The sequence below is a fragment of the Rhizobium sp. P38BS-XIX genome, from assembly GCF_012641435.1.
Classification (GTDB): Bacteria; Pseudomonadota; Alphaproteobacteria; order Rhizobiales; family Rhizobiaceae; genus Rhizobium.
Window position 1 is genome coordinate 600,627 of record NZ_JABAIJ010000001.1, and the last position, 24,936, is coordinate 625,562.

The 24,936-nt window shown below is 58.2% G+C and carries 21 protein-coding genes and 3 tRNA genes; 20 read left to right on the forward strand and 4 right to left on the reverse strand.

Annotated features, from left to right (window positions below; all coding sequences use genetic code 11):
• Positions 1-69: 69 nt before the first annotated feature.
• A complete protein-coding gene (locus tag HGP17_RS02870; RefSeq protein ID WP_168805764.1) occupies positions 70-339 on the forward strand; it encodes a hypothetical protein in 270 nt (89 codons plus the stop codon).
• 185 nt (positions 340-524) lie between these two features.
• On the opposite strand, the gene HGP17_RS02875 is transcribed toward HGP17_RS02870, so the two are convergent.
• Positions 525-1,214, reverse strand: coding sequence for an AprI/Inh family metalloprotease inhibitor (locus HGP17_RS02875; protein WP_168805766.1), 690 nt, complete (start codon positions 1,212-1,214; stop codon positions 525-527).
• 37 nt (positions 1,215-1,251) lie between these two features.
• Entirely contained in the window at positions 1,252-2,160 is a 909-nt protein-coding gene (gene rlmB / locus HGP17_RS02880) for a 23S rRNA (guanosine(2251)-2'-O)-methyltransferase RlmB (RefSeq protein ID WP_168805768.1), read from the reverse strand.
• A gap of 198 nt (positions 2,161-2,358) precedes the next feature.
• On the opposite strand from rlmB, the gene HGP17_RS02885 reads away from it, so the two are divergent.
• From HGP17_RS02885 to tuf, 4 genes are all read left to right on the forward strand, one after another.
• Positions 2,359-2,443 (forward strand) — tRNA-Tyr (locus tag HGP17_RS02885).
• A gap of 26 nt (positions 2,444-2,469) precedes the next feature.
• Positions 2,470-2,543, forward strand: a tRNA-Gly gene (locus tag HGP17_RS02890).
• Between the two features lie 180 nt (positions 2,544-2,723).
• Entirely contained in the window at positions 2,724-3,155 is a 432-nt protein-coding gene (locus HGP17_RS02895; protein ID WP_168805770.1) for a DUF3597 domain-containing protein, read from the forward strand.
• A gap of 412 nt (positions 3,156-3,567) precedes the next feature.
• Complete coding sequence (tuf, locus tag HGP17_RS02900; RefSeq protein ID WP_168805773.1) at positions 3,568-4,743, forward strand: elongation factor Tu; 1,176 nt, start codon at positions 3,568-3,570, stop codon at positions 4,741-4,743.
• Between the two features lie 66 nt (positions 4,744-4,809).
• Here the strand turns inward: tuf and HGP17_RS02905 are convergent, their stop codons facing one another.
• Positions 4,810-5,319, reverse strand: a complete 510-nt coding sequence (locus HGP17_RS02905; RefSeq protein ID WP_168805775.1) for a GrpB family protein — start codon at positions 5,317-5,319, stop codon at positions 4,810-4,812.
• Positions 5,320-5,464: 145 nt separating this feature from the next.
• On the opposite strand from HGP17_RS02905, the gene HGP17_RS02910 reads away from it, so the two are divergent.
• The 12 genes from HGP17_RS02910 (at position 5,465) to rpoC (ending at position 20,929) form a co-directional block, all read left to right on the forward strand.
• On the forward strand, positions 5,465-6,358 hold the full coding sequence (locus HGP17_RS02910; protein WP_168805777.1) for an NAD(P)-dependent oxidoreductase: 894 nt from the start codon (positions 5,465-5,467) through the stop codon (positions 6,356-6,358).
• A 326-nt stretch (positions 6,359-6,684) separates the two neighbouring features.
• A complete protein-coding gene (locus HGP17_RS02915; protein ID WP_168805779.1) occupies positions 6,685-7,371 on the forward strand; it encodes a glycosyltransferase in 687 nt (228 codons plus the stop codon).
• A gap of 95 nt (positions 7,372-7,466) precedes the next feature.
• Positions 7,467-8,255: a 3-deoxy-manno-octulosonate cytidylyltransferase gene (locus HGP17_RS02920; RefSeq protein WP_348648901.1), complete on the forward strand. Its 789-nt coding sequence runs from the start codon at positions 7,467-7,469 to the stop codon at positions 8,253-8,255.
• A 207-nt stretch (positions 8,256-8,462) separates the two neighbouring features.
• A tRNA-Trp gene (locus HGP17_RS02925) sits at positions 8,463-8,538 on the forward strand.
• 195 nt (positions 8,539-8,733) lie between these two features.
• Complete coding sequence (secE, locus tag HGP17_RS02930; protein ID WP_168805783.1) at positions 8,734-8,934, forward strand: preprotein translocase subunit SecE; 201 nt, start codon at positions 8,734-8,736, stop codon at positions 8,932-8,934.
• 18 nt (positions 8,935-8,952) lie between these two features.
• Entirely contained in the window at positions 8,953-9,483 is a 531-nt protein-coding gene (gene nusG, locus HGP17_RS02935) for a transcription termination/antitermination protein NusG (protein ID WP_168805785.1), read from the forward strand.
• A 214-nt stretch (positions 9,484-9,697) separates the two neighbouring features.
• Positions 9,698-10,129 carry a 50S ribosomal protein L11 gene (gene rplK / locus HGP17_RS02940; protein ID WP_168805787.1) on the forward strand — a complete coding sequence of 144 codons (432 nt, stop codon included), beginning with the start codon at positions 9,698-9,700 and terminating at the stop codon, positions 10,127-10,129.
• A gap of 4 nt (positions 10,130-10,133) precedes the next feature.
• The gene (gene rplA, locus HGP17_RS02945; protein WP_168805789.1) at positions 10,134-10,832 is read left to right on the forward strand and encodes a 50S ribosomal protein L1; all 699 of its coding nucleotides are present in this window, start codon (positions 10,134-10,136) and stop codon (positions 10,830-10,832) included.
• Between the two features lie 333 nt (positions 10,833-11,165).
• The gene (rplJ, locus tag HGP17_RS02950; protein WP_168805791.1) at positions 11,166-11,684 is read left to right on the forward strand and encodes a 50S ribosomal protein L10; all 519 of its coding nucleotides are present in this window, start codon (positions 11,166-11,168) and stop codon (positions 11,682-11,684) included.
• Positions 11,685-11,742: 58 nt separating this feature from the next.
• On the forward strand, positions 11,743-12,123 hold the full coding sequence (gene rplL / locus HGP17_RS02955) for a 50S ribosomal protein L7/L12 (RefSeq protein ID WP_004123442.1): 381 nt from the start codon (positions 11,743-11,745) through the stop codon (positions 12,121-12,123).
• A gap of 262 nt (positions 12,124-12,385) precedes the next feature.
• Entirely contained in the window at positions 12,386-16,528 is a 4,143-nt protein-coding gene (gene rpoB / locus HGP17_RS02960) for a DNA-directed RNA polymerase subunit beta (RefSeq protein ID WP_168805794.1), read from the forward strand.
• Positions 16,529-16,717: 189 nt separating this feature from the next.
• Positions 16,718-20,929 carry a DNA-directed RNA polymerase subunit beta' gene (gene rpoC, locus HGP17_RS02965; RefSeq protein ID WP_168805796.1) on the forward strand — a complete coding sequence of 1,404 codons (4,212 nt, stop codon included), beginning with the start codon at positions 16,718-16,720 and terminating at the stop codon, positions 20,927-20,929.
• 115 nt (positions 20,930-21,044) lie between these two features.
• On the opposite strand, the gene HGP17_RS02970 is transcribed toward rpoC, so the two are convergent.
• On the reverse strand, positions 21,045-21,338 hold the full coding sequence (locus HGP17_RS02970; protein WP_168805798.1) for a transcriptional regulator: 294 nt from the start codon (positions 21,336-21,338) through the stop codon (positions 21,045-21,047).
• A gap of 510 nt (positions 21,339-21,848) precedes the next feature.
• On the opposite strand from HGP17_RS02970, the gene rpsL reads away from it, so the two are divergent.
• From rpsL to fusA, 3 genes are all read left to right on the forward strand, one after another.
• Positions 21,849-22,220 carry a 30S ribosomal protein S12 gene (gene rpsL / locus HGP17_RS02975; protein ID WP_003507760.1) on the forward strand — a complete coding sequence of 124 codons (372 nt, stop codon included), beginning with the start codon at positions 21,849-21,851 and terminating at the stop codon, positions 22,218-22,220.
• A gap of 78 nt (positions 22,221-22,298) precedes the next feature.
• Entirely contained in the window at positions 22,299-22,769 is a 471-nt protein-coding gene (gene rpsG / locus HGP17_RS02980) for a 30S ribosomal protein S7 (RefSeq protein ID WP_168805800.1), read from the forward strand.
• A gap of 30 nt (positions 22,770-22,799) precedes the next feature.
• Positions 22,800-24,899 carry an elongation factor G gene (gene fusA, locus HGP17_RS02985; protein ID WP_168805802.1) on the forward strand — a complete coding sequence of 700 codons (2,100 nt, stop codon included), beginning with the start codon at positions 22,800-22,802 and terminating at the stop codon, positions 24,897-24,899.
• Positions 24,900-24,936: the final 37 nt, after the last annotated feature.

A 24,936-nucleotide genomic window follows, 5' to 3' on the forward strand; every position in this document is an offset into this window, starting at 1 on the left:
TAATATATGATCGCCAGTCCATTTGGACGTATGAGGCGAACGTCAACATCACACGGTGACCTTAGAAATATGACGACCAAGCCCAAAAAGCCGAAACTCGAACACTCCGAGCTCTCTGGCGAATTCACCGATGACGACGTCACCGTACTGGTCGATATCTTCCGCCCGGCCGGAAGCAATGCCGATTGGCGGATGGAGGTCATCACGCCCGAGGAGGATCTGATCGAATGGGAAGAGCCCTTCGCGACAGATCGTGAGGCTTTCGACGAGTTCCTGGCAACCGTTGCCCGTGACGGCATCCGTTCGTTCTTTGACGAGGCGGATCCTGCTGTTCATTAAACAGCCGATCTGAAGGCCGCAGATGGTGTGCCGGCAATGTAGACCGGCACACTGCGTTATCCGCACGTGGGTATGAGGGCGACCTGGCCGCTTGGACTCGATTCGTTCAAGCGCGCCGGCATGTTTGCAAAATAATTCTCTTTCGGCACCGCAAGGCCCGGCGGTTCGTCAGCTTGGGAGCGACCCTATTTGCGCACGAGCAAAAGCGGTTCGCCTTCCTCTTCGTCTGATTTCTGGAAGGTGCCATCCGGCTTCATGTCGAAGGACAGCGAAGAGCCGTCATTGCCCAGCATCACCAGTCCGAAACCTTCCGTCGCCCATAGCGTCAGCTTGAGATCGCCGACTTCGCTCGCGCAGTCTCCGGTCGGTGACATCTTTGCCGTGCCGTCCGGATCCTTGTCCGTTGTCAGCGTGACATCGCAGACCGGCTTTCCGTCCGGTCGCTGAATATGCCAGGTGCCGGCGAGGCTTGCGACGGTCGGGACATGATCGACATCACCAAGGGCAGGCAGCAACCAGGTCGGATCCCCGGCGTCGCTTTCCCAGGGGGAGCCTTCCTCCTGCTGGAAGCGAATGAGCGGCTTGCCGGATCCGTCCATGATGGCAAGAGAGCCGTCATCGGCAAAATTCCAGGCGCTGGCTTTGGCAAGGCCGGGCAGGGCTGTCGCGCAGGCGTCCGCGCCCGTAATTTTGTAGCCGCCGGTAACGGCATTCGTTTCGAACGTCAGGCGGCAGCCTTTGCCGCCGTTCTCGGGCGCGACCAGCCATGTGCCGGCCTGAGCCTTGAGAAGTTCGTCGTCGGCGGCGCGTGCCGGCTGACCCATCGCGAGAGCTAGAACGGTCAAGACGACCGCTGGACCAAGAACACGGATCAAAGCAAGTTCCTCTAAATTGTCGCGGCGATTAGCGCCGCTAGATTTTCAGATAAGACCGCGCCGCATAAAGCGCGATCGCTGCTGCGTTCGAAACATTGAGCGATTTGATGGCGCCGGGCATATCAAGGCGCGCGAGTGCATTGACGGTTTCCCGCGTCTTCTGGCGCAGCCCCTTGCCTTCGGAGCCGAGCACGAGAGCAACCCTATCGCCGCTGAAAGTGCCTTCCAGCGGGGCTGGCCCTTCCGAATCGAGCCCGATAGTCGTGAAGCCGAGCCGATGCAGCTCGCCGAGTGCATCGGCAAGATTGGTGATCTGTATATAAGGTATGAGTTCGAGCGCGCCCGAGGCGGATTTTGCGAGCACGCCCGATTCGGTCGGGCTGTGGCGCTGCGTCGTGATGACGGCACCTGCGTCAAAGGCGACAGCCGAACGCATGATCGCGCCGACATTGTGCGGATCGGTCACCTGATCGAGAACGAGCAGCAACGGGCTGCCCTTGAGTGCTTCCAGACGGCGGACGGGCAGGGGCCGTGTTTCCAGCATCACGCCCTGATGAATGGCCTCAGGGCCGAGAATCCTGTCGATATCCTGCGGTGATACGATCTCGACCGGAATGCCGAGCGAATCGACCGGACCGATCTCCAGTCGTACGAGCGCGTTCTGCGTCGTCGACAGCTTGATATTCTTGCGCTCGGGATTGTTGAGCGCGGCGCGAACCGTGTGCAGGCCATAAAGCAAGACCTGATCGGGAGCCAGCGTCGGCGGCTTCCAGTCGTCCGCAGCAGACCGCTTGCGCTTTTGTGGCGCCGGCGTCGGAATTTCGCCACGCTCGCGCTTGGCGTCGCGATGGGCGCGGCGCAGGGTGGCGTAGTGCGTGTCCTTGGCGGACTTGTCGCCGGCGGTGTTGTCAGGGCCGGATGGGCCGGATGTCTTATCTTTGCTCATGCGGCTTTATAACCAGCGGCTTCATGGGCGCATAGCCCTCTTTCCGCAGCGGACTTTTCCCACAGGCTGAAATTTTTTCGTCATTTTTGCGAATTCCTTGTGTTGACAGAGTGAGATCGTCCCGTCATATACGCGGCGCAGACCACGGCGGCGACGCCACGGTCGAGCAACTTGGTCGCAAGATCCAGTCGGAATACTGGAGGGATGCCCGAGTGGTTAAAGGGGACGGACTGTAAATCCGTTGGCTCAGCCTACGTTGGTTCAAATCCAACTCCCTCCACCATTCCGGACCGGATCTTGACCACCCGCGCGGGTATAGCTCAATGGTAGAGCAGCAGCCTTCCAAGCTGAATACGCGGGTTCGATTCCCGCTACCCGCTCCAAGATCCCAAACCATCCGTTTCGCTAAATGACCTCGCGCCGATTACGTGATGCTGACTCACGTCGTCCAAGCATGGCGAAACACGTAGAGCTTTCCCACCTTTGCATATTTGACACGAAGGGTTGCTTATATCGTCGCGAGCGATAGTTACTGTTCAGGCAACCGAAACGGGAGAGCGCAAATGGGTATCTTCGACAAGATCAAGGGTGCAATTTGGGGCGAAGCAAAGGCGGCGGAGGCTGCACCTGCGCCGACGCAAGCGACGACCGCAACTGCCAATCCGGAACCCGTGCCGACACCGGCCGCTTCCTCGACCACCGCGCCGACATCGCCGGCGACGAGCGCGCCGGCAGCTCCGGTCGATATCGCGGCGATCCTGGACGCAGCAGTAAAGAAGAGCGGCCAGAAACTCGACTGGAAGCACTCCATCGTCGATCTGATGAAGGCGCTTGGCATGGATGCCAGCCTTTCCGAACGCAAGGAACTGGCGCAGGAACTGGGCTACACCGGTGACATCGGCGATTCCGCCAAGATGAATACGTTCCTTCATAAGGCACTTCTGAAGAAGCTTTCGGATAACGGCGGCAAAGTGCCTGCCGATCTTCTCGACTGATACGTCGAAACTCGTTTCGCCGATATCTGACGTCTGCGAGGGATCGCGTGTCAGGCGAGGCGGGATTGACTGATATCCGATTTTCCACGCCCTTTCCTTCGGGAGAGGGCGTTTCGCGTTTCGGCCGTCTGACTGAAACCGCATCCAAATTGCATGGTTGAGCACTGGAATTCCTGATGGCGTTTGCCTATGTAAGCGCCTGAACCGGCAAATGCTTTTCTGTCTTTCCGGATCGGCCGGCGAACCTTACGCGGCGAATGAAAGTCTGAGGCCGCGAATCCCGCGCCATCGCTTGAACTTCGCTCGAAATAGCCCCTGCAATTAAGTCTTGCGCAAACGCGACGAAAGCCTTAAACGGCGGCACTAAACCGGTTCGCCGGGGTCACTCATTACGTTCATAGGAAGCATTCAAATGGCAAAGAGTAAGTTTGAGCGCAATAAGCCGCACGTTAACATTGGTACGATTGGGCACGTTGACCACGGCAAGACGTCCTTGACGGCAGCGATCACGAAGTACTTCGGCGAGTTCAAGGCGTACGACCAGATCGACGCAGCTCCGGAAGAGAAGGCTCGTGGTATCACGATCTCGACGGCGCACGTTGAGTATGAGACGCCGAACCGTCACTACGCTCACGTCGACTGCCCCGGCCACGCTGACTATGTCAAGAACATGATCACGGGCGCTGCACAGATGGACGGCGCGATCCTGGTTTGCTCGGCAGCTGACGGCCCGATGCCTCAGACCCGCGAGCACATCCTGCTTGCTCGTCAGGTTGGCGTTCCGGCAATCGTTGTGTTCCTGAACAAGGTCGACCAGGTTGACGACGCTGAGCTTCTGGAACTCGTCGAGCTTGAAGTTCGCGAACTTCTGTCGTCCTACGACTTCCCGGGCGACGACATTCCGGTTGTCAAGGGTTCGGCGCTTGCTGCTCTTGAAGATTCGGACAAGAAGATCGGCGAAGACGCGATCCGCGAGCTGATGGCTCAGGTTGACGCCTACATCCCGACGCCAGAGCGTCCGATCGACCAGCCGTTCCTGATGCCGATCGAAGACGTGTTCTCGATCTCCGGCCGTGGTACGGTTGTAACGGGCCGCGTCGAGCGTGGTATCGTCAAGGTTGGTGAAGAAGTCGAAATCGTCGGCATTCGTGCCACGTCGAAGACGACGGTTACCGGCGTTGAAATGTTCCGCAAGCTGCTCGATCAGGGCCAGGCTGGCGACAACATCGGCGCACTGGTTCGCGGTGTTAACCGTGACGGCGTTGAGCGTGGTCAGATCCTGTGCAAGCCGGGCTCTGTCAAGCCGCACAAGAAGTTCATGGCTGAAGCCTACATCCTGACGAAGGAAGAAGGCGGCCGTCATACGCCGTTCTTCACGAACTACCGTCCGCAGTTCTACTTCCGCACGACGGACGTGACGGGTATCGTCACGCTTCCGGAAGGCACGGAAATGGTTATGCCAGGCGACAACGTCACCGTTGCTGTTGAGCTGATCGTTCCGATCGCGATGGAAGAAAAGCTTCGCTTCGCTATCCGCGAAGGCGGCCGTACCGTCGGCGCTGGCATCGTTGCATCCATCGTCGAGTAATCTCAGGATTATTCCTTGATTGAAGAGGCCTCGCTGGAAACAGCGGGGCCTTTTTTATTGGCGAACTCATGTTCTTGCTTCCGCAAGAGCTTTGCCGATGATGTCGGCAACGAAGTCGCTCTTGCCGCCGGTATAATGATCCCAGTCGCCAAATGCTTCCGCGGCCAAGCGTTGTTTTAGCGCCGCGTAGTTCCGTGCAGCCTCTGCATGGGAGCGAAGGTAGTCGCGAAAGAGAATTCGCTCGTGATGGGCCGGATTGTCTGGAACGCAAAGATAAAGCCGAGTGCCATAAGGCACCTCATCCCTGGTGAAGGCCCATCTGTCGGCTTCGTGCAGGTCGCCATGAAAGACATATCCGTCATTCCTGAGGCGCTCGGTGGCTTCGATCCTGGCTTCATTCGATTGGAGGATTGTGTCGATATCTAGTTTTGGCTTGGCGCAAAGGCCCGGCACGGATGTGCTGCCGATATGATGGATCTCGACCGGACAGGCGATCAACGCCGCAATCTCGCGACGCCGGCGGCGGAAGAGGGCGGGCCAGGCGGGATCATAGTCGACAAGCCTTATTGCACGCATTCGTTACTTCACTCATCCACGATTCGCTCAGTGATATCGGATAATTCGCCTATTCTGCGGTTGAGACAATCCGGCCGCGCGGCACACCTTGCGAAACGCCGCAAAGCGTCTATCTAACGCTCGATTTTCCCAGGAGGAGATTTTCATGAAGAAGCGCATTCTGTTTACTGGCGGCAGTGGCAAGGCCGGGCGTCACGCCGTTCCGTGGCTCGTCGAAGCCGGCTATGAAGTTCACAATGTCGATCTGGTGCCTCTGAACAGCCCCGGCGTTAGCAATCTTCAAGTCGATATCACCGATGCGGGACAAGTGTATAACGTGTTGAGCATGCATCGGGATTTCCCCGATCTGGAGCACGGCAAGGGCGTGCAGCCCTTCGACGCGGTCGTGCATTTCGCCGCCGTGCCGCGTATCCTCATAAAGCCGGATAACGAAACCTTCCGCATCAACACGATGGGGACCTATAACGTCATCGAGGCGGCTGCCAAGCTCGGGGTCAGGAAGATCATCGTTGCCTCGAGCGAGACGACCTATGGGGTCTGCTTTGCCGAAGGCCATCGCGATTTTCATCAGTTTCCGCTCGAGGAAGATTATGACGTCAATCCGATGGATTCCTATGGCTTGTCCAAAGTCCTGAACGAAAAGACGGCGCGCGCCTTTGCCGAGCGTTTCGGCATCGACATCTATGCGCTGCGCATCGGCAATGTCATCGAGCCGCATGAATATGAGCGTTTTCCCGAATATTTTGCCGATAGCGAGATCCGCAAGCGCATCGCCTGGAGCTATATCGACGCGCGCGACCTCGGTCAGATCGTGCATCTGTGCATCGAAAAGAGCGGTCTCGGCTTCCAGGTGTTTAACGCAACCAACGATACGGTGTCGGCCAATACGCCGTCGCGCGAACTTGCTGCCAAGCATTATCCGAACGTGCCCTTCACTCGCGAGATCGGCGAGTATGAAAGCCTGCTGTCCAATCGAAAGATTCGCGAGGTTCTCGGCTTCAAGGAAGAGCACAACTGGCGCAAACATGTGAAGGTCTAAGCGGGGAGGCGCTTCGTTTGATGCCGGGCGCGTCTGCAACGCCCGGCATTGGGGATCGCGGTGGAAGAGAGCGTCTCTCCATTTGTTACGCAAGAAAACCAAAAATGCTTCCGCAAACACTCGACAAATAACATGGGTTATTTAAGTAGGGTTGTGTTCGCGGCGCATCTCCTCGAGATTGCAGCGCGTGGTGCGTTGGTTTCACGCCCCTGTTTCGAACAAATCCCGCGGCGTGAAGCGCTAAGGATGAAGTGGGCGCGATCCGCGTCGCGACGAAAGATGGTTTGCCGGCTGGCCGATATGCATCCAGCGGCTTCGGAGGTATCATGAAGGATAGCGTTGCACGTATTTTTGTCGGGTTCGATTCCAAGGAAGTGGTGGCCTATCACGTCCTGGCGCAGAGCATCATTGAGCGCTCGTCGATCCCGGTGGTCTTTTCGCCGATCGTGCTCAACAACCTCGAGGGCGTCTTCACGCGCGAGCGCAATCCGCTGCAGTCGACGGAGTTCTCCTTCTCGCGCTTCCTGGTTCCTTACCTGAGCGACTATGAAGGCTGGAGCATCTTCATGGATTGCGACATGCTCGCTCGCGCCGACATCGCCGAGCTTTGGGCGCTGCGCGACGATCGTTATGCCGCCATGTGCGTCAAGCACGACTATCAGCCGAAGGTCGAAACCAAGTTCCTCGGCCAGACGCAGACCAAATACGAGAAGAAGAACTGGTCGAGCATGATCCTGTTCAACAATGCCAAGTGCAAGGCATTGACGAAGGACTTCGTCAACACGGCGACCGGTCTGCAGCTGCATCAGTTCAAGTGGCTGGATAGCGACGACCAGATCGGCGAGGTGCCGGTCACTTGGAATTACCTGGTCAACGAATATGAGCGCCGCGAAGACGCCAAGCTCGTGCACTTCACCGATGGCGGCCCGTATTTCGACGAATACCGCAACGACGACTACGCCGAAGAGTGGTTCGCCATGCGCGACCGGATGCTGCACGTTCAGCAGAAGTGAGCGTGTTGAGCGACGGCGAAAAAGATCCTGCCGGCGCAGGCTTTCCGGTTGCGGGTGCCGCAGCCGGGCTTGATGGCGCGGAACAATGGCGCGTCGTGCTGGCGGGCTTCTCGCACATCGTGCTGGTCGCCAATAGCGATACGGTGGATATAGCGGGGCTGCGGACGCAGTTCCCGCAAACCGCGCTCTTCGTGTTTTTCAACAAGGTCTACAAGGTTCTGGATCGTCCGTTCCACGGGCATTCCCTGTTGATCTCGCGTGGTCAACCGCGCGGTGCCAATATCGTCTATCGCGGCGAAGTCGGCGAAGTCGTCAAATTCTTCCCGAAGGATGAGTTCGTCGGCATCCTGAATATCCGGCTTGGCCCGGAAGAGAAGCTCAATCCTGCAACTGATTTTCAGGGCGCGCCGACGGGGCATCTCGATCTGGTCGGTTTCTGCTCGGATTTCTATACAGAGGGCAAGACACCGACGAGCGGCTTTGCCCTAGCGCTCTGGCTCAGCGATCTCAAGCTGCCCGGCAAAATCGTGCTGGCCGGCTTCTCGGCCCGCCGCAGCCAGAAATGGCGCGTGGTCTCGGCTCACGACTGGAGTTTCGAGCAGACCTTCCTGCGCCTCTTTGCTCGTCTGGGCAAAATCACCATTCACGGCGGCGTCTCTCTCAATCCGTATATCAAGCTGGCGGAGCGCTTTTCGGAAATCCCGTCGGCGGAAATCTCGCTGGCGGCGGCCGAGGTGCTGTCGGAGCGACTCGGCAATACCGATGCTGAAGTCGACAAGCTGATCTCCCTGACGAACGTGATTCGCTCCACGGACCTGTTTCTGCGTCGCCTGAGGCCGAAATTCCTCAAGCGCAAGCCCAAGGGTTCGCCGGGGGAGCAATAGCTCAAAGCCTGCGATTTCGTGCCGTTTACCTTGGCTTTCCCATGGAACGCCATGCCGCTGGGAAATTTGAACGAGCCGAAGTCGTGGTCTTGATTGGGAAAAAGCAAAAAACGCTCTTGCCAATCGTTTCGTCCCGCCTTAAAGGGAGCGCCATGTCTTCGAACTGCTCTGGCGCTCAGCCGCTGGAAACGAATATTCGAAGAAAGAAGGGGTATAGCTCAGTTGGTAGAGCGGCGGTCTCCAAAACCGCAGGTCGTAGGTTCGAGCCCTGCTGCCCCTGCCATTTTCTTGATTTGACTGGCGCGCTGGTATCGCTGCTTCTCAAGTTGAGGATTAAGCCGGCCAGGCGGCGAATTTTCGAAAACACCGGATTGCCTCTTGTTAAATCGGGAATCGGTGTTTATGTAGGGTTTAACAGACACGCGGTGCGTGGGGCTGATATGTTCAGCTTTACGCGCCGTAATTGCGTGGGCAGTCAATGGCATCCAAAACGAATCCACTAGCGTTTCTACGGCAGGTACGTTCCGAGACTTCGAAAGTTACCTGGCCGTCGCGCCGCGAGACGATGATCTCAACGATCATGGTGCTTGTCATGGTTGTTTTCGCCTCGCTGTTTTTCTTTGCTGCCGACCAGCTTATTGGCTGGGTTCTCAGCTATGTGCTGAATACCGGCAACTGATATCGGGTGGAGATGAAGATGGCGGCACGTTGGTACATCGTCCACGCTTATTCGAATTTTGAAAAGAAGGTGGCTGAATCCATTGAGGAGAAGGCCAAGCAGAAGGGTCTCGAGCACCTGTTCGAAAAGATCCTGGTGCCGACCGAGAAGGTTGTGGAAGTGCGTCGCGGCCGCAAGGTCGACAGCGAGCGCAAGTTCTTCCCGGGTTATGTGCTGGTTCGCGCCAACCTGACGGATGAAGCTTACCACCTGATCAAGAATACGCCGAAGGTCACTGGCTTCCTCGGCTCTGACAATAAGCCTGTTCCGATTCCGGATTATGAAGCTGATCGTATTCTTGGTCAGGTTCAGGAAGGTGTCGAGCGGCCGAAGGCTTCTGTGTCCTTCGAGATCGGCGAGCAGGTTCGTGTTTCCGACGGTCCGTTCGCTTCGTTCAACGGCACGGTTCAGGATGTGGACGAAGAGCGTTCGCGCCTGAAGGTCGAAGTTTCTATTTTCGGTCGCGCTACGCCGGTCGAGCTTGAATACAGCCAGGTCGAGAAGGTCTGATTGTCTTTGATTTGAAAGATTGGCCTGGCGGCCGGTCTTTCACTTGAGTTTGGATATGGGTTGTTTCGTACCTATATCCCGCGGCTCAGCCGCAATTCGCGTGGAAGGGTAGGGTCTTAGCCGGACCTGGTGATCCGCACCACGCAACCGCAGCCGCCGGAGCGATCCGGCATTAGTCGACCGGGAAACCGGTCATGTAGAAAGGCAGAGAGAAATGGCTAAGAAAGTTGCAGGCCAGCTCAAGCTGCAGGTCAAGGCCGGCTCGGCAAATCCGTCGCCGCCGATTGGTCCTGCGCTTGGTCAGCGTGGCATTAACATCATGGAATTCTGCAAGGCGTTCAATGCGTCTACGCAGGAAATGGAAAAGGGTATGCCGATCCCGGTCGTCATCACCTACTATCAGGACAAGTCCTTCACCTTCATCATGAAGCAGCCGCCGGTCAGCTACTTCCTGAAGAAGGAAGCCAAGATCCAGTCCGGTTCGAAGACCCCGGGCAAGGGTTCCAAGGCTGGTTCGCTCACCAAGGCTCAGATCAAGTCGATCGCCGAAGCCAAGATGAAGGATCTGAATGCCGCCGATATCGAAGGCGCAATGGCCATGATCGAGGGCTCCGCCCGCGCCATGGGCCTGGAAGTGGTAGGTTAAGGCCATGGTAGCTAAGCGTATTCAGAAAATCCGTGAAGGCGTCGATCCGACCAAGCTTTATGCTCTGGATCTGGCCATCAACATGGTCAAGGAACGTGCCGTCGCAAAGTTCGACGAAACCGTTGAAATCGCGATGAACCTCGGTGTTGACCCGCGTCACGCCGACCAGATGGTTCGCGGCGTTGTCAACCTGCCGAACGGCACGGGCCGTACGGTTCGCGTTGCCGTCTTCGCTCGCGGCGCAAAGGCTGACGAAGCCAAGGCTGCCGGTGCTGACATTGTTGGCGCTGAAGAGCTCGTCGAAATCGTTCAGGGCGGCAAGATCGACTTCGATCGTTGCATCGCGACCCCGGACATGATGCCGCTCGTCGGCCGTCTCGGTAAGGTTCTCGGCCCGCGCGGCATGATGCCGAACCCGAAGGTCGGTACCGTTACGATGGACGTCAAGGGTGCTGTTGAAGCCTCCAAGGGTGGTGCTGTCGAGTTCCGCGTCGAGAAGGCTGGTATCATCCATGCCGGTATCGGCAAGGCTTCGTTCGGCGCCAAGGCTCTGGAAGAAAACATTCGCGCCTTTGCTGACGCCGTCATCAAGGCAAAGCCGGCTGGCGCCAAGGGTAACTACCTGAAGCGCGTTGCGATCTCCTCGACCATGGGTCCGGGCGTCAAGATCGAGCCGTCGACGGTTACGGCGCCGAGCGCCTAATTGGTTCTGCCGGGCTTTTTAGCCTGGCATTTTAAGAATTCTCGGCCCTTCGGGGCCGGGATTTCCGGAGAAATCCGGAATTCCTGTCCGAGATTGCAGGTGGTTATCCCTTAATCACTCAAGCCTGCATGAGACGGGTAAGACCCGAATTTTGAAGAAGCATTGCTTCGATGAACTCGGTTCGAGCCTTGGATGCCTTGTACCTTGAAGCCTTCGGGCTCGAGCGCGAGGGGACAGGATCCTCAAGCGTCGCTTGGGATCTCTTTTGATCCCAGGAGGCAAAAGGCAACCCGGCAGGCCCGTTAACCCGGTCCTGTCAACTGGAGAAAAGCAGTGGAAAGAGCGGAAAAACGCGAATTCGTCACGGAACTGAACGAAGTCTTCAAGGCTTCGGGCTCGGTTGTCGTGGCCCACTATGCTGGTGCTACAGTCGCTCAGATGAACGATTTCCGTTCCAAGATGCGCGCTGCTGGCGGCACCGTCAAAGTCGCGAAGAACCGCCTGGCCAAAATTGCTCTTCAGGGCACGGATGCGGAAGGGATTTCCAATCTCTTCACCGGTCAGACGCTGATTGCATACAGCACTGATCCGATCACCGCTCCGAAGGTCGTCGTGGATTTCGCCAAGACCAACGATAAGATCGTTGTTCTGGGCGGCGCCATGGGAACAACAACGCTCAACCCCGAAGCTGTTAAGTCGCTCGCGACCCTGCCTTCGTTGGACGAGCTGCGTGCGAAGCTGCTGGGCATGATCCAGACTCCGGCTACCCGCATCGCAGGTGTTGTTGCAGCGCCGGCAAGTCAGCTTGCTCGCGTGTTCTCGGCCTACGCCAAGAAGGACGAAGCCGCGTAAGGCGGTTTTTCGCTGTTCATAATCAACCAGTTCGAACCGAACAAAAGGAACTACAAAAATGGCTGATCTCGCAAAGATCGTAGACGACCTCTCCTCGCTGACCGTTCTCGAAGCTGCAGAACTGTCCAAGCTTCTCGAAGAAAAGTGGGGCGTTTCCGCTGCTGCTCCGGTAGCTGTTGCTGCCGTTGCCGGTGGTGCTGGCGCTGCTGCTGCCGTTGAAGAAGAAAAGACCGAGTTCGACGTCATCCTCGCTGATGCCGGCGCGAACAAGATCAACGTCATCAAGGAAGTCCGTGCCATCACCGGTCTCGGCCTCAAGGAAGCTAAGGACCTCGTTGAAGCCGCTCCGAAGGCTGTCAAGGAAGCCGTTTCCAAGGCTGAAGCCGCTGACATCAAGAAGAAGCTTGAAGACGCCGGCGCTAAGGTCGACGTTAAGTAAGCTTGAAACTGCTTTGGGAGGTGGCTTTTTGCCGCCTCCCATTCGCCGTTTTTCTGAACGAATTACCCAAAAGCCGCGGGAAAAACGGCTTTTGGGTAATGGGTTCTTCAAGAGGATGGTCTCAAACCGAACCGCGACGCAATCCGTGCCGAGCGGTTTTCGGTTAGTTAGACGAGATTGAACTACTCATTGATTGATGGGGCCGCCTGGCCAGCGTTTCCCATCCGTTGCAGGCCCGGGTGCAGGTTTTAAAGGAGCGACGATGGCTCAGACCCTTTCGTTCAATGGTCGCAGGCGCGTACGCAAGTTTTTTGGTAAGATTCCCGAAGTCGCAGAGATGCCGAACCTGATCGAGGTTCAGAAGGCATCCTACGATCAGTTTCTCATGGTCGAAGAACCTAAGGGCGGCCGCCCGGACGAAGGTCTTCAGGCCGTCTTCAAGTCGGTTTTCCCGATCACCGACTTCTCCGGCGCGTCCATGCTGGAGTTCGTTTCCTATGAATTCGAGCCGCCGAAGTTCGACGTCGACGAATGCCGCCAGCGCGACCTGACCTACGCCGCGCCGCTGAAGGTGACCCTCCGTCTGATCGTGTTCGATATCGATGAAGATACCGGCGCGAAGTCCATCAAGGACATCAAGGAACAGAGCGTTTACATGGGCGACATGCCGCTCATGACGAACAACGGTACGTTCATCGTGAACGGCACCGAGCGCGTGATCGTGTCCCAGATGCACCGTTCGCCGGGCGTCTTCTTCGATCACGACAAGGGCAAGAGCCACTCTTCCGGCAAGCTGCTCTTTGCTGCCCGCGTCATCCCGTATCGCGGTTCCTGGCTCGACATCGAATTCGACGCCAAGGACATCGTGTATGCCCGTATCGACCGTCGCCGCAAGATTCCGGTAACGTCGCTGCTGATGGCACTCGGCATGGACGGCGAAGAAATCCTGTCGACCTTCTACACGAAGTCGCTCTATGAGCGCTCCGGCAATGGCTGGCGCATTCCCTTCAAGGCGGAAACGCTGAAGGGCGCCAAGACCGTTACCGACATGATCGACGCCGATACCGGCGAAGTCGTTGTCGAAGGCGGCAAGAAGCTTACGCCGCGCTTGCTGCGCCAGCTGCAGGAAAAGGGCCTCAAGGCTCTGAAGGCGACCGACGAAGATCTGTACGGTCTCTTCCTGGCCGAAGACATCGTCAACTTCCAGACCGGTGAGATCTATCTCGAAGCCGGTGATGAAATCGACGAAAAGACTCTGCCGGTCATCCTGAAGGCAGGCTTCGAGGAAATCCCGGTTCTCGGCATCGACCACATCAATGTCGGCGCCTACATCCGCAACACGCTGTCTGCCGATAAGAACGAGAATCGTCAGGACGCTCTGTTCGATATCTACCGCGTCATGCGCCCGGGTGAACCGCCGACCATGGAATCGGCCGAAGCCATGTTCAACTCGCTGTTCTTCGATGCGGAGCGTTACGATCTCTCCGCCGTTGGCCGCGTGAAGATGAACATGCGTCTCGACCTCGACGTCGAAGATACCGTTCGCATCCTGCGCAAGGACGACATTCTGGCCGTGGTCAAGATGCTTGTCGAACTGCGTGACGGCAAGGGCGAAATCGACGACATCGACAACCTCGGTAACCGCCGCGTCCGTTCGGTCGGCGAACTGATGGAAAATCAGTATCGTCTCGGCCTGCTGCGCATGGAGCGTGCGATCAAGGAACGTATGTCCTCGATCGAAATCGACACGGTCATGCCGCAGGATCTGATCAACGCAAAGCCGGCTGCTGCTGCTGTTCGTGAATTCTTCGGCTCGTCGCAGCTGTCGCAGTTCATGGACCAGGTGAACCCGCTTTCGGAAATCACCCACAAGCGCCGTCTTTCGGCTCTTGGCCCGGGTGGTTTGACCCGCGAGCGCGCCGGTTTCGAAGTCCGCGACGTTCATCCGACGCACTACGGTCGTATTTGCCCGATCGAAACGCCGGAAGGTCCGAACATCGGCCTCATCAACTCGCTGGCGACTTTTGCCCGTGTCAACAAGTACGGCTTCATCGAAAGCCCTTATCGCCGCATCATCGACGGTAAGGTGACCAACGACGTGCTTTACCTCTCCGCAATGGAAGAGGCGAAGTACTACGTTGCCCAGGCCAACGCCGAGCTCGACACCGACGGTTCCTTCATTGAAGAATTCGTCGTCTGCCGTCATGCCGGCGAAGTCATGCTGGCTCCGCGCGACAACATCAACCTGATGGACGTCTCGCCGAAGCAGCTGGTTTCGGTCGCTGCCGCTCTGATCCCGTTCCTGGAAAACGACGACGCCAACCGCGCTCTCATGGGCTCGAACATGCAGCGTCAGGCCGTGCCGCTGCTGCGTGCCGAAGCTCCGTTCGTCGGCACCGGCATGGAGCCGGTCGTTGCGCGTGACTCCGGTGCTGCTATCGGCGCTCGTCGTGGCGGCGTGGTCGACCAGGTCGACGCAACTCGTATCGTTATCCGCGCCACCGAAGACCTCGATCCGTCGAAGTCCGGCGTCGATATCTACCGCCTGATGAAGTTCCAGCGTTCGAACCAGAACACCTGCGTCAATCAGCGCCCGCTGGTTACCGTCGGTGACGTGGTCAACCGGGGCGACATCCTGGCTGACGGTCCGTCGACGGACCTCGGCGATCTCGCTCTCGGCCGGAACGTACTCGTCGCGTTCATGCCGTGGAACGGCTACAACTACGAAGACTCGATCCTGCTCTCCGAGCGTATCGTTGCCGACGACGTGTTCACCTCCATCCACATCGAAGAATTCGAAGTGATGGCGCGTGACACCAAGCTCGGTCCGGAAGAAATCACCCGCGACATTCCGAACGTTTCGGAAGAAGCGCTGAAGAACCTGGACGAAGCCGGCATCGTTTACATCGGTGCTGAAGTTCAGCCGGGTGACATCCTGGTCGGTAAGATCACGCCGAAGGGCGAAAGCCCGATGACGCCGGAAGAAAAGCTCCTGCGCGCCATCTTCGGTGAAAAGGCTTCCGACGTTCGCGATACCTCCATGCGCATGCCGCCCGGTACTTATGGTACGGTCGTCGAAGTTCGCGTCTTCAACCGCCACGGCGTTGAGAAGGACGAACGCGCCATGGCGATCGAGCGCGAAGAGATCGAACGTCTCGCAAAGGACCGTGACGACGAGCAGGCGATCCTCGATCGTAACGTCTACGGCCGCCTGGTCGAGATGCTGCGTGGTCAGGTTGCTCTCGCTGGTCCGAAGGGCTTCAAGAAGGGCACCGAGCTTTCGAACGCCGTCGTGTCGGAGTATCCACGTTCGCAGTGGTGGATGTTCGCCGTCGAAGACGAGAAGATCCAGAGCGAACTCGAAGCTCTGCGTGGTCAGTACGACGAATCCAAGTCGCGCCTTGAACAGCGCTTCATGGACAAGGTCGAGAAGGTCCAGCGCGGCGACGAAATGCCTCCGGGCGTCATGAAGATGGTCAAGGTCTTCGTTGCTGTGAAGCGCAAGATCCAGCCGGGCGACAAGATGGCAGGCCGTCACGGGAACAAGGGCGTGGTCTCGCGCATTGTTCCGGTTGAAGATATGCCGTTCCTGGAAGACGGTACGCATGTCGATATCGTGCTGAACCCGCTCGGCGTTCCCTCGCGCATGAACGTCGGTCAGATCCTTGAAACGCACCTGGGCTGGGCTTGTGCCGGCATGGGTCGTCAGATTGGTGAACTGATCGAAGCCTACAAGGCAAGTGGCAACATCGAGCCTCTGCGCAAGACGATCGATCTGGTCGTTGGCGATGGCCCGAAGAGCGACGACGTTCACGAGTATGACGATGCGTCGGTTCTGCGTCTTGCAGACCAGTGGAAGCGTGGCGTATCCATCGCGACCCCGGTCTTCGACGGCGCTGGTGAAGCGGATGTCAACCACATGCTGGCAATGGCCGGTCTCAAGGAAACCGGTCAGTCGACGCTGTATGACGGCCGTACCGGCGAGCAGTTCGACCGCCAGGTTACGGTTGGCTACATCTACATGCTGAAGCTGAATCACCTTGTCGACGACAAGATCCACGCCCGTTCGATCGGCCCGTATTCGCTCGTCACCCAGCAGCCGCTGGGCGGTAAGGCGCAGTTCGGCGGTCAGCGTTTCGGCGAAATGGAAGTCTGGGCGCTGGAAGCTTACGGTGCAGCCTACACGCTGCAGGAAATGCTCACGGTCAAGTCGGACGACGTGGCCGGTCGTACCAAGGTTTACGAAGCCATTGTTCGTGGCGACGACACCTTCGAAGCGGGCATTCCGGAAAGCTTCAACGTTCTCGTCAAGGAAATGCGCTCGCTGGGCCTCAGCGTCGAACTGGAAAACTCCAAGGTCGACGATCTGCAGACCGCAAGCCAGCTTCCGGACGCAGCCGAGTAACAATCGATAGGGTGCGCGCTGTTCACCAGCGCGCACCGTCTCAGCCGGCGCGCTGCATTTGGTCGCGCCAGGAGGGGACGGTTTTGCCGCATTTTGCGGTTATCGTCGTATTAGCGCATCAGTCCGGTTCCCGGGAATTTGCCGGCGCTGATTGCAGTTCGAGGGCTTTTGCCCCAAAAGGAGATAGGCATGAACCAAGAGGTCATGAATCTTTTCAACCCGCAGGTGCCTGCACAGAATTTCGATTCCATCCGGATATCGATTGCATCGCCGGAGAAGATTCTTTCCTGGTCTTATGGCGAGATCAAGAAGCCGGAAACGATCAACTATCGTACGTTCAAGCCGGAACGCGATGGTCTTTTCTGCGCACGAATCTTCGGGCCGATCAAGGACTACGAATGCTTGTGCGGCAAGTACAAGCGCATGAAGTACAAGGGCATCATCTGCGAAAAGTGCGGCGTCGAAGTCACGCTGTCGCGCGTTCGCCGTGAGCGCATGGGCCACATCGAGCTCGCCGCTCCCGTTGCCCACATCTGGTTCCTGAAGTCGCTGCCGAGCCGCATCTCCACGCTGCTCGACATGACGCTGAAGGATGTAGAGCGCGTTCTCTACTTCGAAAACTATATCGTCACCGAGCCTGGCCTGACCGCCCTGAAGGAGCATCAGCTTCTTTCGGAAGAAGAGTACATGCTCGCCATCGACGAATATGGCGAAGACCAGTTCACCGCCATGATCGGTGCTGAAGCGATCTACGAGATGCTGGCCAGCATGAACCTCGAAAAGATCGCCGGCGACCTGCGCTCCGAGCTTGCCGACACCACGTCGGATCTCAAGCAGAAGAAGCTGATGAAGCGCCTGAAGATCGTCGAGAACTTCATGGAGTCGGGCAACCGTCCGGAATGGATGATCATGAAGGTCGTCCCGGTCATCCCGCCGGACCTGCGCCCGCTCGTTCCGCTCGATGGTGGCCGTTTCGCGACGTCGGATCTGAACGATCTGTACCGCCGCGTCATCAACCGTAACAACCGTCTGAAGCGTCTTATCGAACTGCGCGCTCCGGGCATCATCATCCGTAACGAAAAGCGCATGCTGCAGGAATCTGTCGATGCGCTGTTCGACAACGGCCGTCGTGGCCGCGTCATCACCGGCGCCAACAAGCGTCCGCTGAAGTCGCTGTCCGACATGCTCAAGGGCAAGCAGGGCCGCTTCCGTCAGAACCTGCTCGGCAAGCGCGTCGACTATTCCGGCCGTTCGGTCATCGTGACCGGTCCGGAATTGAAGCTGCACCAGTGCGGCCTGCCGAAGAAGATGGCGCTCGAATTGTTCAAGCCGTTCATCTACGCCCGCCTCGACGCGAAGGGCTATTCCTCCACCGTCAAGCAGGCCAAGAAGCTGGTTGAAAAGGAAAAGCCGGAAGTCTGGGATATCCTCGACGAGGTCATCCGCGAGCATCCGGTTCTGTTGAACCGCGCACCGACGCTGCACCGCCTGGGCATCCAGGCCTTCGAACCCATGCTGGTCGAAGGCAAGGCCATCCAGTTGCACCCGCTCGTCTGCACGGCCTTCAACGCCGACTTCGACGGCGACCAGATGGCTGTTCACGTACCGCTGTCGCTTGAAGCTCAGCTTGAAGCCCGCGTGCTGATGATGTCGACCAACAACATCCTGCACCCGGCAAACGGCGCGCCGATCATCGTTCCCTCGCAGGACATGGTTCTCGGCCTGTACTATCTGTCGATCCTGAACCAGAAGGAACCCGGCGAAGGCATGGCCTTCTCGGACCTCGGCGAGCTGCATCACGCGCTTGAAAACAAGGTCGTAACGCTGCATTCGAAGATCCGCGGCCGCTTCAAGTCGGTCGACGAAGAAGGCAAGCCCTATTCGAAGATCTACGAAACGACGCCGGGCCGTCTGTTGATCGGTGAACTCCTGCCCAAGAACGGCAAAGTGACCTTCGACATCTGCAACCAGGAAATGACCAAGAAGAACATCTCCAAGATGATCGACGCGGTCTATCGCCATTGCGGCCAGAAGGACACGGTCATTTTCTGCGACCGCATCATGCAGCTCGGCTTTGCCCATGCCTGCCGCGCCGGCATTTCGTTCGGCAAGGACGACATGGTCATTCCGGAAACCAAGGCGAAGATCGTCGGCGACACCGAGTCGCTGGTGAAGGAATACGAACAGCAGTACAACGACGGTCTGATCACTCAGGGCGAAAAGTACAACAAGGTAGTCGACGCCTGGGGCAAGGCAACCGAAAAGGTCGCCGAAGACATGATGGCCCGCATCAAGGCCGTCGAATTCGATCAGGCCACCGGTCGTCAGAAGCCGATGAACGCGATTTACATGATGTCCCACTCCGGCGCCCGTGGTTCGCCGAACCAGATGCGTCAGTTGGGCGGCATGCGCGGCCTCATGGCCAAGCCGTCGGGCGAAATCATCGAGACGCCGATTATCTCGAACTTCAAGGAAGGCCTGACCGTTAACGAGTACTTCAACTCGACGCACGGTGCCCGTAAGGGTCTCGCAGACACCGCCTTGAAGACAGCGAACTCGGGCTACCTGACCCGCCGTCTCGTCGACGTCGCTCAGGATTGCATCGTCACGCACGTCGATTGCGGTACCGACAAGGGCCTCACCATGACCGCCATCGTTGATGCCGGTCAGGTCGTTGCTTCCATCGGCGCCCGCATCCTCGGCCGTACGGCCCTGGACGACATCGATCATCCGGTCACGGGTGAGCGCATCGTCGACGCCGGCAAGATGATCCTTGAGCCGGATGTCATCGAGATCGAAAAGGCTGGTATTCAGTCGATCCGCATCCGTTCGGCACTGACCTGCGAAATCCAGACCGGCGTCTGCGGCGTCTGCTACGGCCGCGACCTCGCTCGCGGTACGCCTGTCAACCTCGGCGAAGCTGTCGGCGTCATCGCCGCACAGTCGATCGGCGAGCCGGGCACGCAGCTGACCATGCGTACCTTCCACTTGGGCGGTACGGCGACCGTGGTCGACCAGTCGTTCCTGGAAGCGTCTTACGAAGGCACGGTTCAGATCAAGAACCGCAACATGCTGCGTAACTCCGAAGGCAACCTGGTTGCCATGGGCCGCAACATGACGGTCCAGATCCTGGACGAGCGCGGCGTGGAGCGTTCCTCGCAGCGCGTCGCCTATGGTTCGAAGCTACATGTCGACGAAGGCGACAAGGTCAAGCGTGGCCAGCGTCTGGCAGAATGGGATCCGTATACCCGGCCGATGATGACGGAAGTGGCCGGTACGGTTCACTTCGAAGACGTTGTCGACGGTCTCTCGGTTCTCGAAGCGACCGACGAATCCACCGGCATCACCAAGCGTCAGGTTATCGACTGGCGGTCGACGCCGCGCGGTTCCGACCTGAAGCCGGCAATCGTCATCAAGGACGCTAGCGGCAATGTCGCCAAGCTGTCGCGTGGCGGTGACGCTCGCTTCCTGCTCTCGGTCGACGCGATCCTGTCGGTCGAACCGGGCACCAAGGTGTCGCAGGGTGACGTTCTCGCCCGTTCGCCGCTGGAAAGCGCCAAGACCAAGGACATCACCGGTGGTCTGCCGCGTGTTGCCGAACTGTTCGAAGCTCGTCGTCCGAAGGACCACGCCATCATCGCAGAGATCGATGGTACGATCCGCCTCGGCCGCGACTACAAGAACAAGCGTCGCGTCATCATCGAGCCGGCGGAAGACGGTGTCGAGCCTGTCGAATACCTGATCCCGAAGGGCAAGCCCTTCCATCTTCAGGATGGCGACTACATCGAAAAGGGTGATTACATCCTCGACGGTAACCCGGCTCCGCACGACATCCTGGCGATCAAGGGCGTGGAGGCTCTGGCTTCCTACCTGGTCAACGAAATCCAGGAAGTCTACCGCTTGCAGGGCGTTGTCATCAACGACAAGCACATCGAAGTGATCGTTCGTCAGATGCTGCAGAAGGTCGAGATCACCGACGCTGGCGACAGCCAGTATATCGTCGGCGACAACGTCGACCGTATCGAGCTGGACGACGCCAACGACGCGCTGATCGAAGAAGGCAAGAAGCCGGCTTACGGCGATCCGGTTCTCCTCGGTATCACCAAGGCATCGCTGCAGACGCCGTCCTTCATCTCGGCCGCTTCCTTCCAGGAAACGACCAAGGTGCTGACGGAAGCTGCAATCGCCGGCAAGATGGACGGTCTGCAGGGCCTGAAGGAAAACGTCATCGTCGGCCGCCTCATCCCGGCCGGTACCGGTGGTACCATGACGCAGATCCGCCGTATCGCTACGGCCCGCGACGAGCTCATCCTCGAAGAGCGTCGCAAGGGCACGGGTGCAGCAGTCGCAACGCCGATGCTGCAGGATATGGCCGAAGAAAATGCTCCGGTCGCTGAATAAGCGGCAAGGCATACGGAAATGAAAAACCGCCCGGAGCGATCCGGGCGGTTTTTTTATGCGCGATGCAAGCGGTGGAGGGTGAGGGCAGGGCCGTCGCTCCGCCCGAAGGATGTTGTCAGCGGAAGCGGATAATCGCGACTTCGCCTTCGAGTGCACCCTGATAGGCGGAAGCATGCGGCTCTTCTTCGGGAACGTCCGTCAGCAAGCCGATCTGGTCGAGATCCGCTTCGATGAAGCCTTCCTCAGCCAGCGCGTTCAGAGCCTCGCGCACGGCGGTATCGTCATCCGGTGCTCTCAGCATGACATGCAGATCGATGCCTTCGCCGCCATCGGTCTCATAGCCCTTTCCGATGATGATGAAGACCATGGGGCCGTCGGAATTGTTGTCGTTGTCTGGCTCTGTAATCATGAGTCTTCCTTAGGAGTTTCGAATCGTCTGCGCGATTCCCTTTAAGGGGGGCGATGAGCGCGGGATGGAATTGCGTTTCCATGATTCCTTATAGGGAATCTGGCGAAATACCAAAGTCCATCTTGCCGGAGAGCCGGCATTTCCGTATCCAGGGGCTCCAAGTGGCCGGTTTGCCGGGCCTTTCGGGCCTATGTGACAAAGATAATTCTTAACCGGCCTTGACGAAACGGCGGGAAACCAGTAGTACCCCGGCCATCGGAACCCATGTGAGGCATGGCTGTTCGGGGCGACACGCCCTGAAGTTCACCTCAAACAAGGTTCTAAACGCACGTTGAAGACACGAATGCTGCACGCACGACGCTATTAAAAGCGTCCTCTGCTTTTCTGTGGTCCATCTGCGAGAGCGGATCGGGCCATGTTTTGCGCATTGAGACGAACGTGTGTCGTTGCCGGTGACGGCGAGAGTCATGCCCGCAAGGGTGTCGAGATAGATTTACAAGGGATGGTTGAATGCCTACCGTAAACCAGCTGATCCGCAAGCCTCGCCAGGCGCAGGTAAAGCGTAATAAGGTTCCCGCTCTCCAGGAGAACCCGCAGAAGCGCGGCGTTTGCACCCGCGTCTACACGACCACGCCGAAGAAGCCGAACTCGGCTCTGCGTAAGGTCGCAAAGATCCGCCTGACCAACGGCTTCGAAGTCATTGGTTACATCCCCGGCGAAGGTCACAACCTTCAGGAACACTCTGTCGTCATGATCCGTGGCGGCCGCGTTAAGGACCTTCCGGGTGTCCGTTATCACATCATCCGCGGCGTTCTCGATACCCAGGGTGTCAAGAACCGCAAGCAGCGCCGCTCCAAGTACGGTGCGAAGCGTCCGAAGTAATTCGGGTTTAATAATCCGGCGCTGCGCGAGGTTCTCCGCGTGGTGAGGCGCCGCTAACAGTTGAGAGACGAGAAGTACATGTCCAGACGTCACAGAGCAGAAAAGCGTGAGATCAACCCGGACCCGAAGTTCGGCGATCTGATCGTCACGAAGTTCATGAATGCCATCATGCTCGACGGCAAGAAGTCGGTAGCTGAAAGCATCGTATATGGCGCGTTTGACGCCGTGCAGGGCAAGGCAAAGCAGGAGCCGCTCGGCGTGTTCCATCAGGCTTTGGATAACATCGCTCCGCACGTTGAAGTCCGTTCGCGTCGCGTTGGTGGTGCTACCTACCAGGTTCCGGTCGATGTTCGTCCGGAGCGTCGCCAGGCTCTTGCCATCCGTTGGCTGATCACTGCTGCTCGCAAGCGTAACGAGACGACGATGATCGACCGTCTCAGCGGCGAACTTCTCGATGCCTCCAACAACCGCGGCGCTGCCGTTAAGAAGCGCGAAGACACGCACAAGATGGCTGATGCCAACCGTGCGTTCTCGCATTATCGCTGGTAATCCCGAACGGTTTCGGAAAGGCAGTCCATTATGGCTCGCGAATATAAAATCGAAGACTACCGCAATTTCGGTATCATGGCGCACATCGACGCCGGCAAGACCACGACCACCGAGCGTATTCTTTACTACACCGGCAAGTCGCACAAGATCGGCGAAGTGCACGACGGCGCAGCCACGATGGACTGGATGGAGCAGGAGCAGGAGCGTGGCATCACGATCACCTCTGCTGCTACCACGACCTTCTGGAAGGGCCGTGACGGCAAGACCCGCCGCTTCAACATCATCGACACCCCCGGCCACGTCGACTTCACCATCGAAGTCGAGCGTTCGCTGCGCGTTCTCGACGGTGCCATCGCTCTCCTCGACGCCAACGCCGGCGTTGAGCCGCAGACGGAAACCGTCTGGCGTCAGGCTGAGAAGTATCATGTTCCGCGCATGATCTTCTGCAACAAGATGGACAAGACCGGCGCCGACTTCTACCGCTCGGTTGAGATGATCAAGACCCGCCTCGGCGCGACGGCTGTTGTCATGCAGCTGCCGATCGGCGCTGAAAGCGACTTCAAGGGCGTTATCGACCTGATCGAGATGAACGCTCTCATCTGGCGCGACGAATCGCTCGGCGCTCAGTGGGACGTCGTCGAAATCCCGGAAGACATGAAGGCAAAGGCTGCCGAATATCGCGAAAAGCTGATCGAGACGGTTGTCGAGATCGACGAAGCCGCGACCGAAGCCTACCTCGAAGGCAACCTGCCTGACAACGACCAGATCCGCGCGCTCGTCCGTCGCGGCACGATCGACGTCAAGTTCCATCCGATGTTCTGCGGCACCGCATTCAAGAACAAGGGTGTTCAGCCGCTTCTCGACGCCGTTGTCGACTATCTGCCGTCGCCGCTCGACATTCCGGCGATCAAGGGTATCGATTTCAAGACGGAAGCTGAAATCGAGCGTCATGCTGACGACAGCGAGCCGTTGTCGATGCTGGCATTCAAGATCATGAACGACCCCTTCGTCGGTTCGCTCACCTTCGCCCGCATCTATTCCGGCAAGCTCGAAAAGGGCGCGTCGGTCATGAACACGGTCAAGGACAAGCGCGAGCGCGTCGGCCGCATGCTGCAGATGCACTCGAACTCGCGTGAAGACATCGAAGAAGCCTTTGCAGGTGACATCGTTGCTCTCGCCGGCCTCAAGGAAACCACCACGGGCGACACGCTCTGCGATCCGCTGAAGCCGGTTGTTCTTGAGCGCATGGAATTCCCCGAGCCGGTCATCCAGATCGCGATCGAACCGAAGACCAAGGGCGACCAGGAAAAGATGGGCCTCGCGCTCAACCGCCTAGCTGCAGAAGATCCGTCCTTCCGCGTGAAGACGGACCAGGAATCGGGTCAGACGATCATCGCCGGCATGGGCGAACTGCATCTCGACATCATCGTCGACCGCATGCGTCGTGAATTCAAGGTTGAAGCTACCGTCGGCGCGCCGCAGGTTGCTTACCGCGAAACCATCACGCGTCAGACGGAAAAGGACTACACCCACAAGAAGCAGTCGGGTGGTACCGGTCAGTTCGCTCGCGTCAAGATCGTGTTCGAACCGAACCCGGAAGGCGACGACTTCAAGTTCGAGTCCAAGATCGTCGGCGGTTCTGTTCCGAAGGAATACGTTCCGGGCGTTCAGAAGGGTATCGAAAGCGTTCTGTCTTCGGGCCCGCTGGCTGGCTTCCCGATGCTCGGTGTCAAGGCGACGCTCATCGACGGTGCCTTCCACGACGTTGACTCGTCGGTTCTGGCCTTCGAAATCGCTTCCCGCGCTTGCTTCCGTGAAGCAGCCCGTGAAGCTGGTGCTCAGCTCCTCGAGCCGATGATGAAGGTCGAAGTCGTAACGCCGGAAGACTACGTCGGTGACGTTATCGGCGACCTGAACTCGCGTCGTGGTCAGATCCAGGGCCAGGAAAGCCGCGGTATCGCTGTTGTGATCAACGCGAACGTCCCGCTGGCGAACATGTTCAAGTACGTTGATAACCTGCGCTCGATGTCTCAGGGCCGTGCACAGTACACGATGACCTTCGATCATTACGCGCCGGTTCCGTCGAACGTCGCACAGGAAATCCAGGCAAAGTATTCCGGTCAGAAGTGACCGGAATACCAATTGACCGATAACAAGAATTGATCCC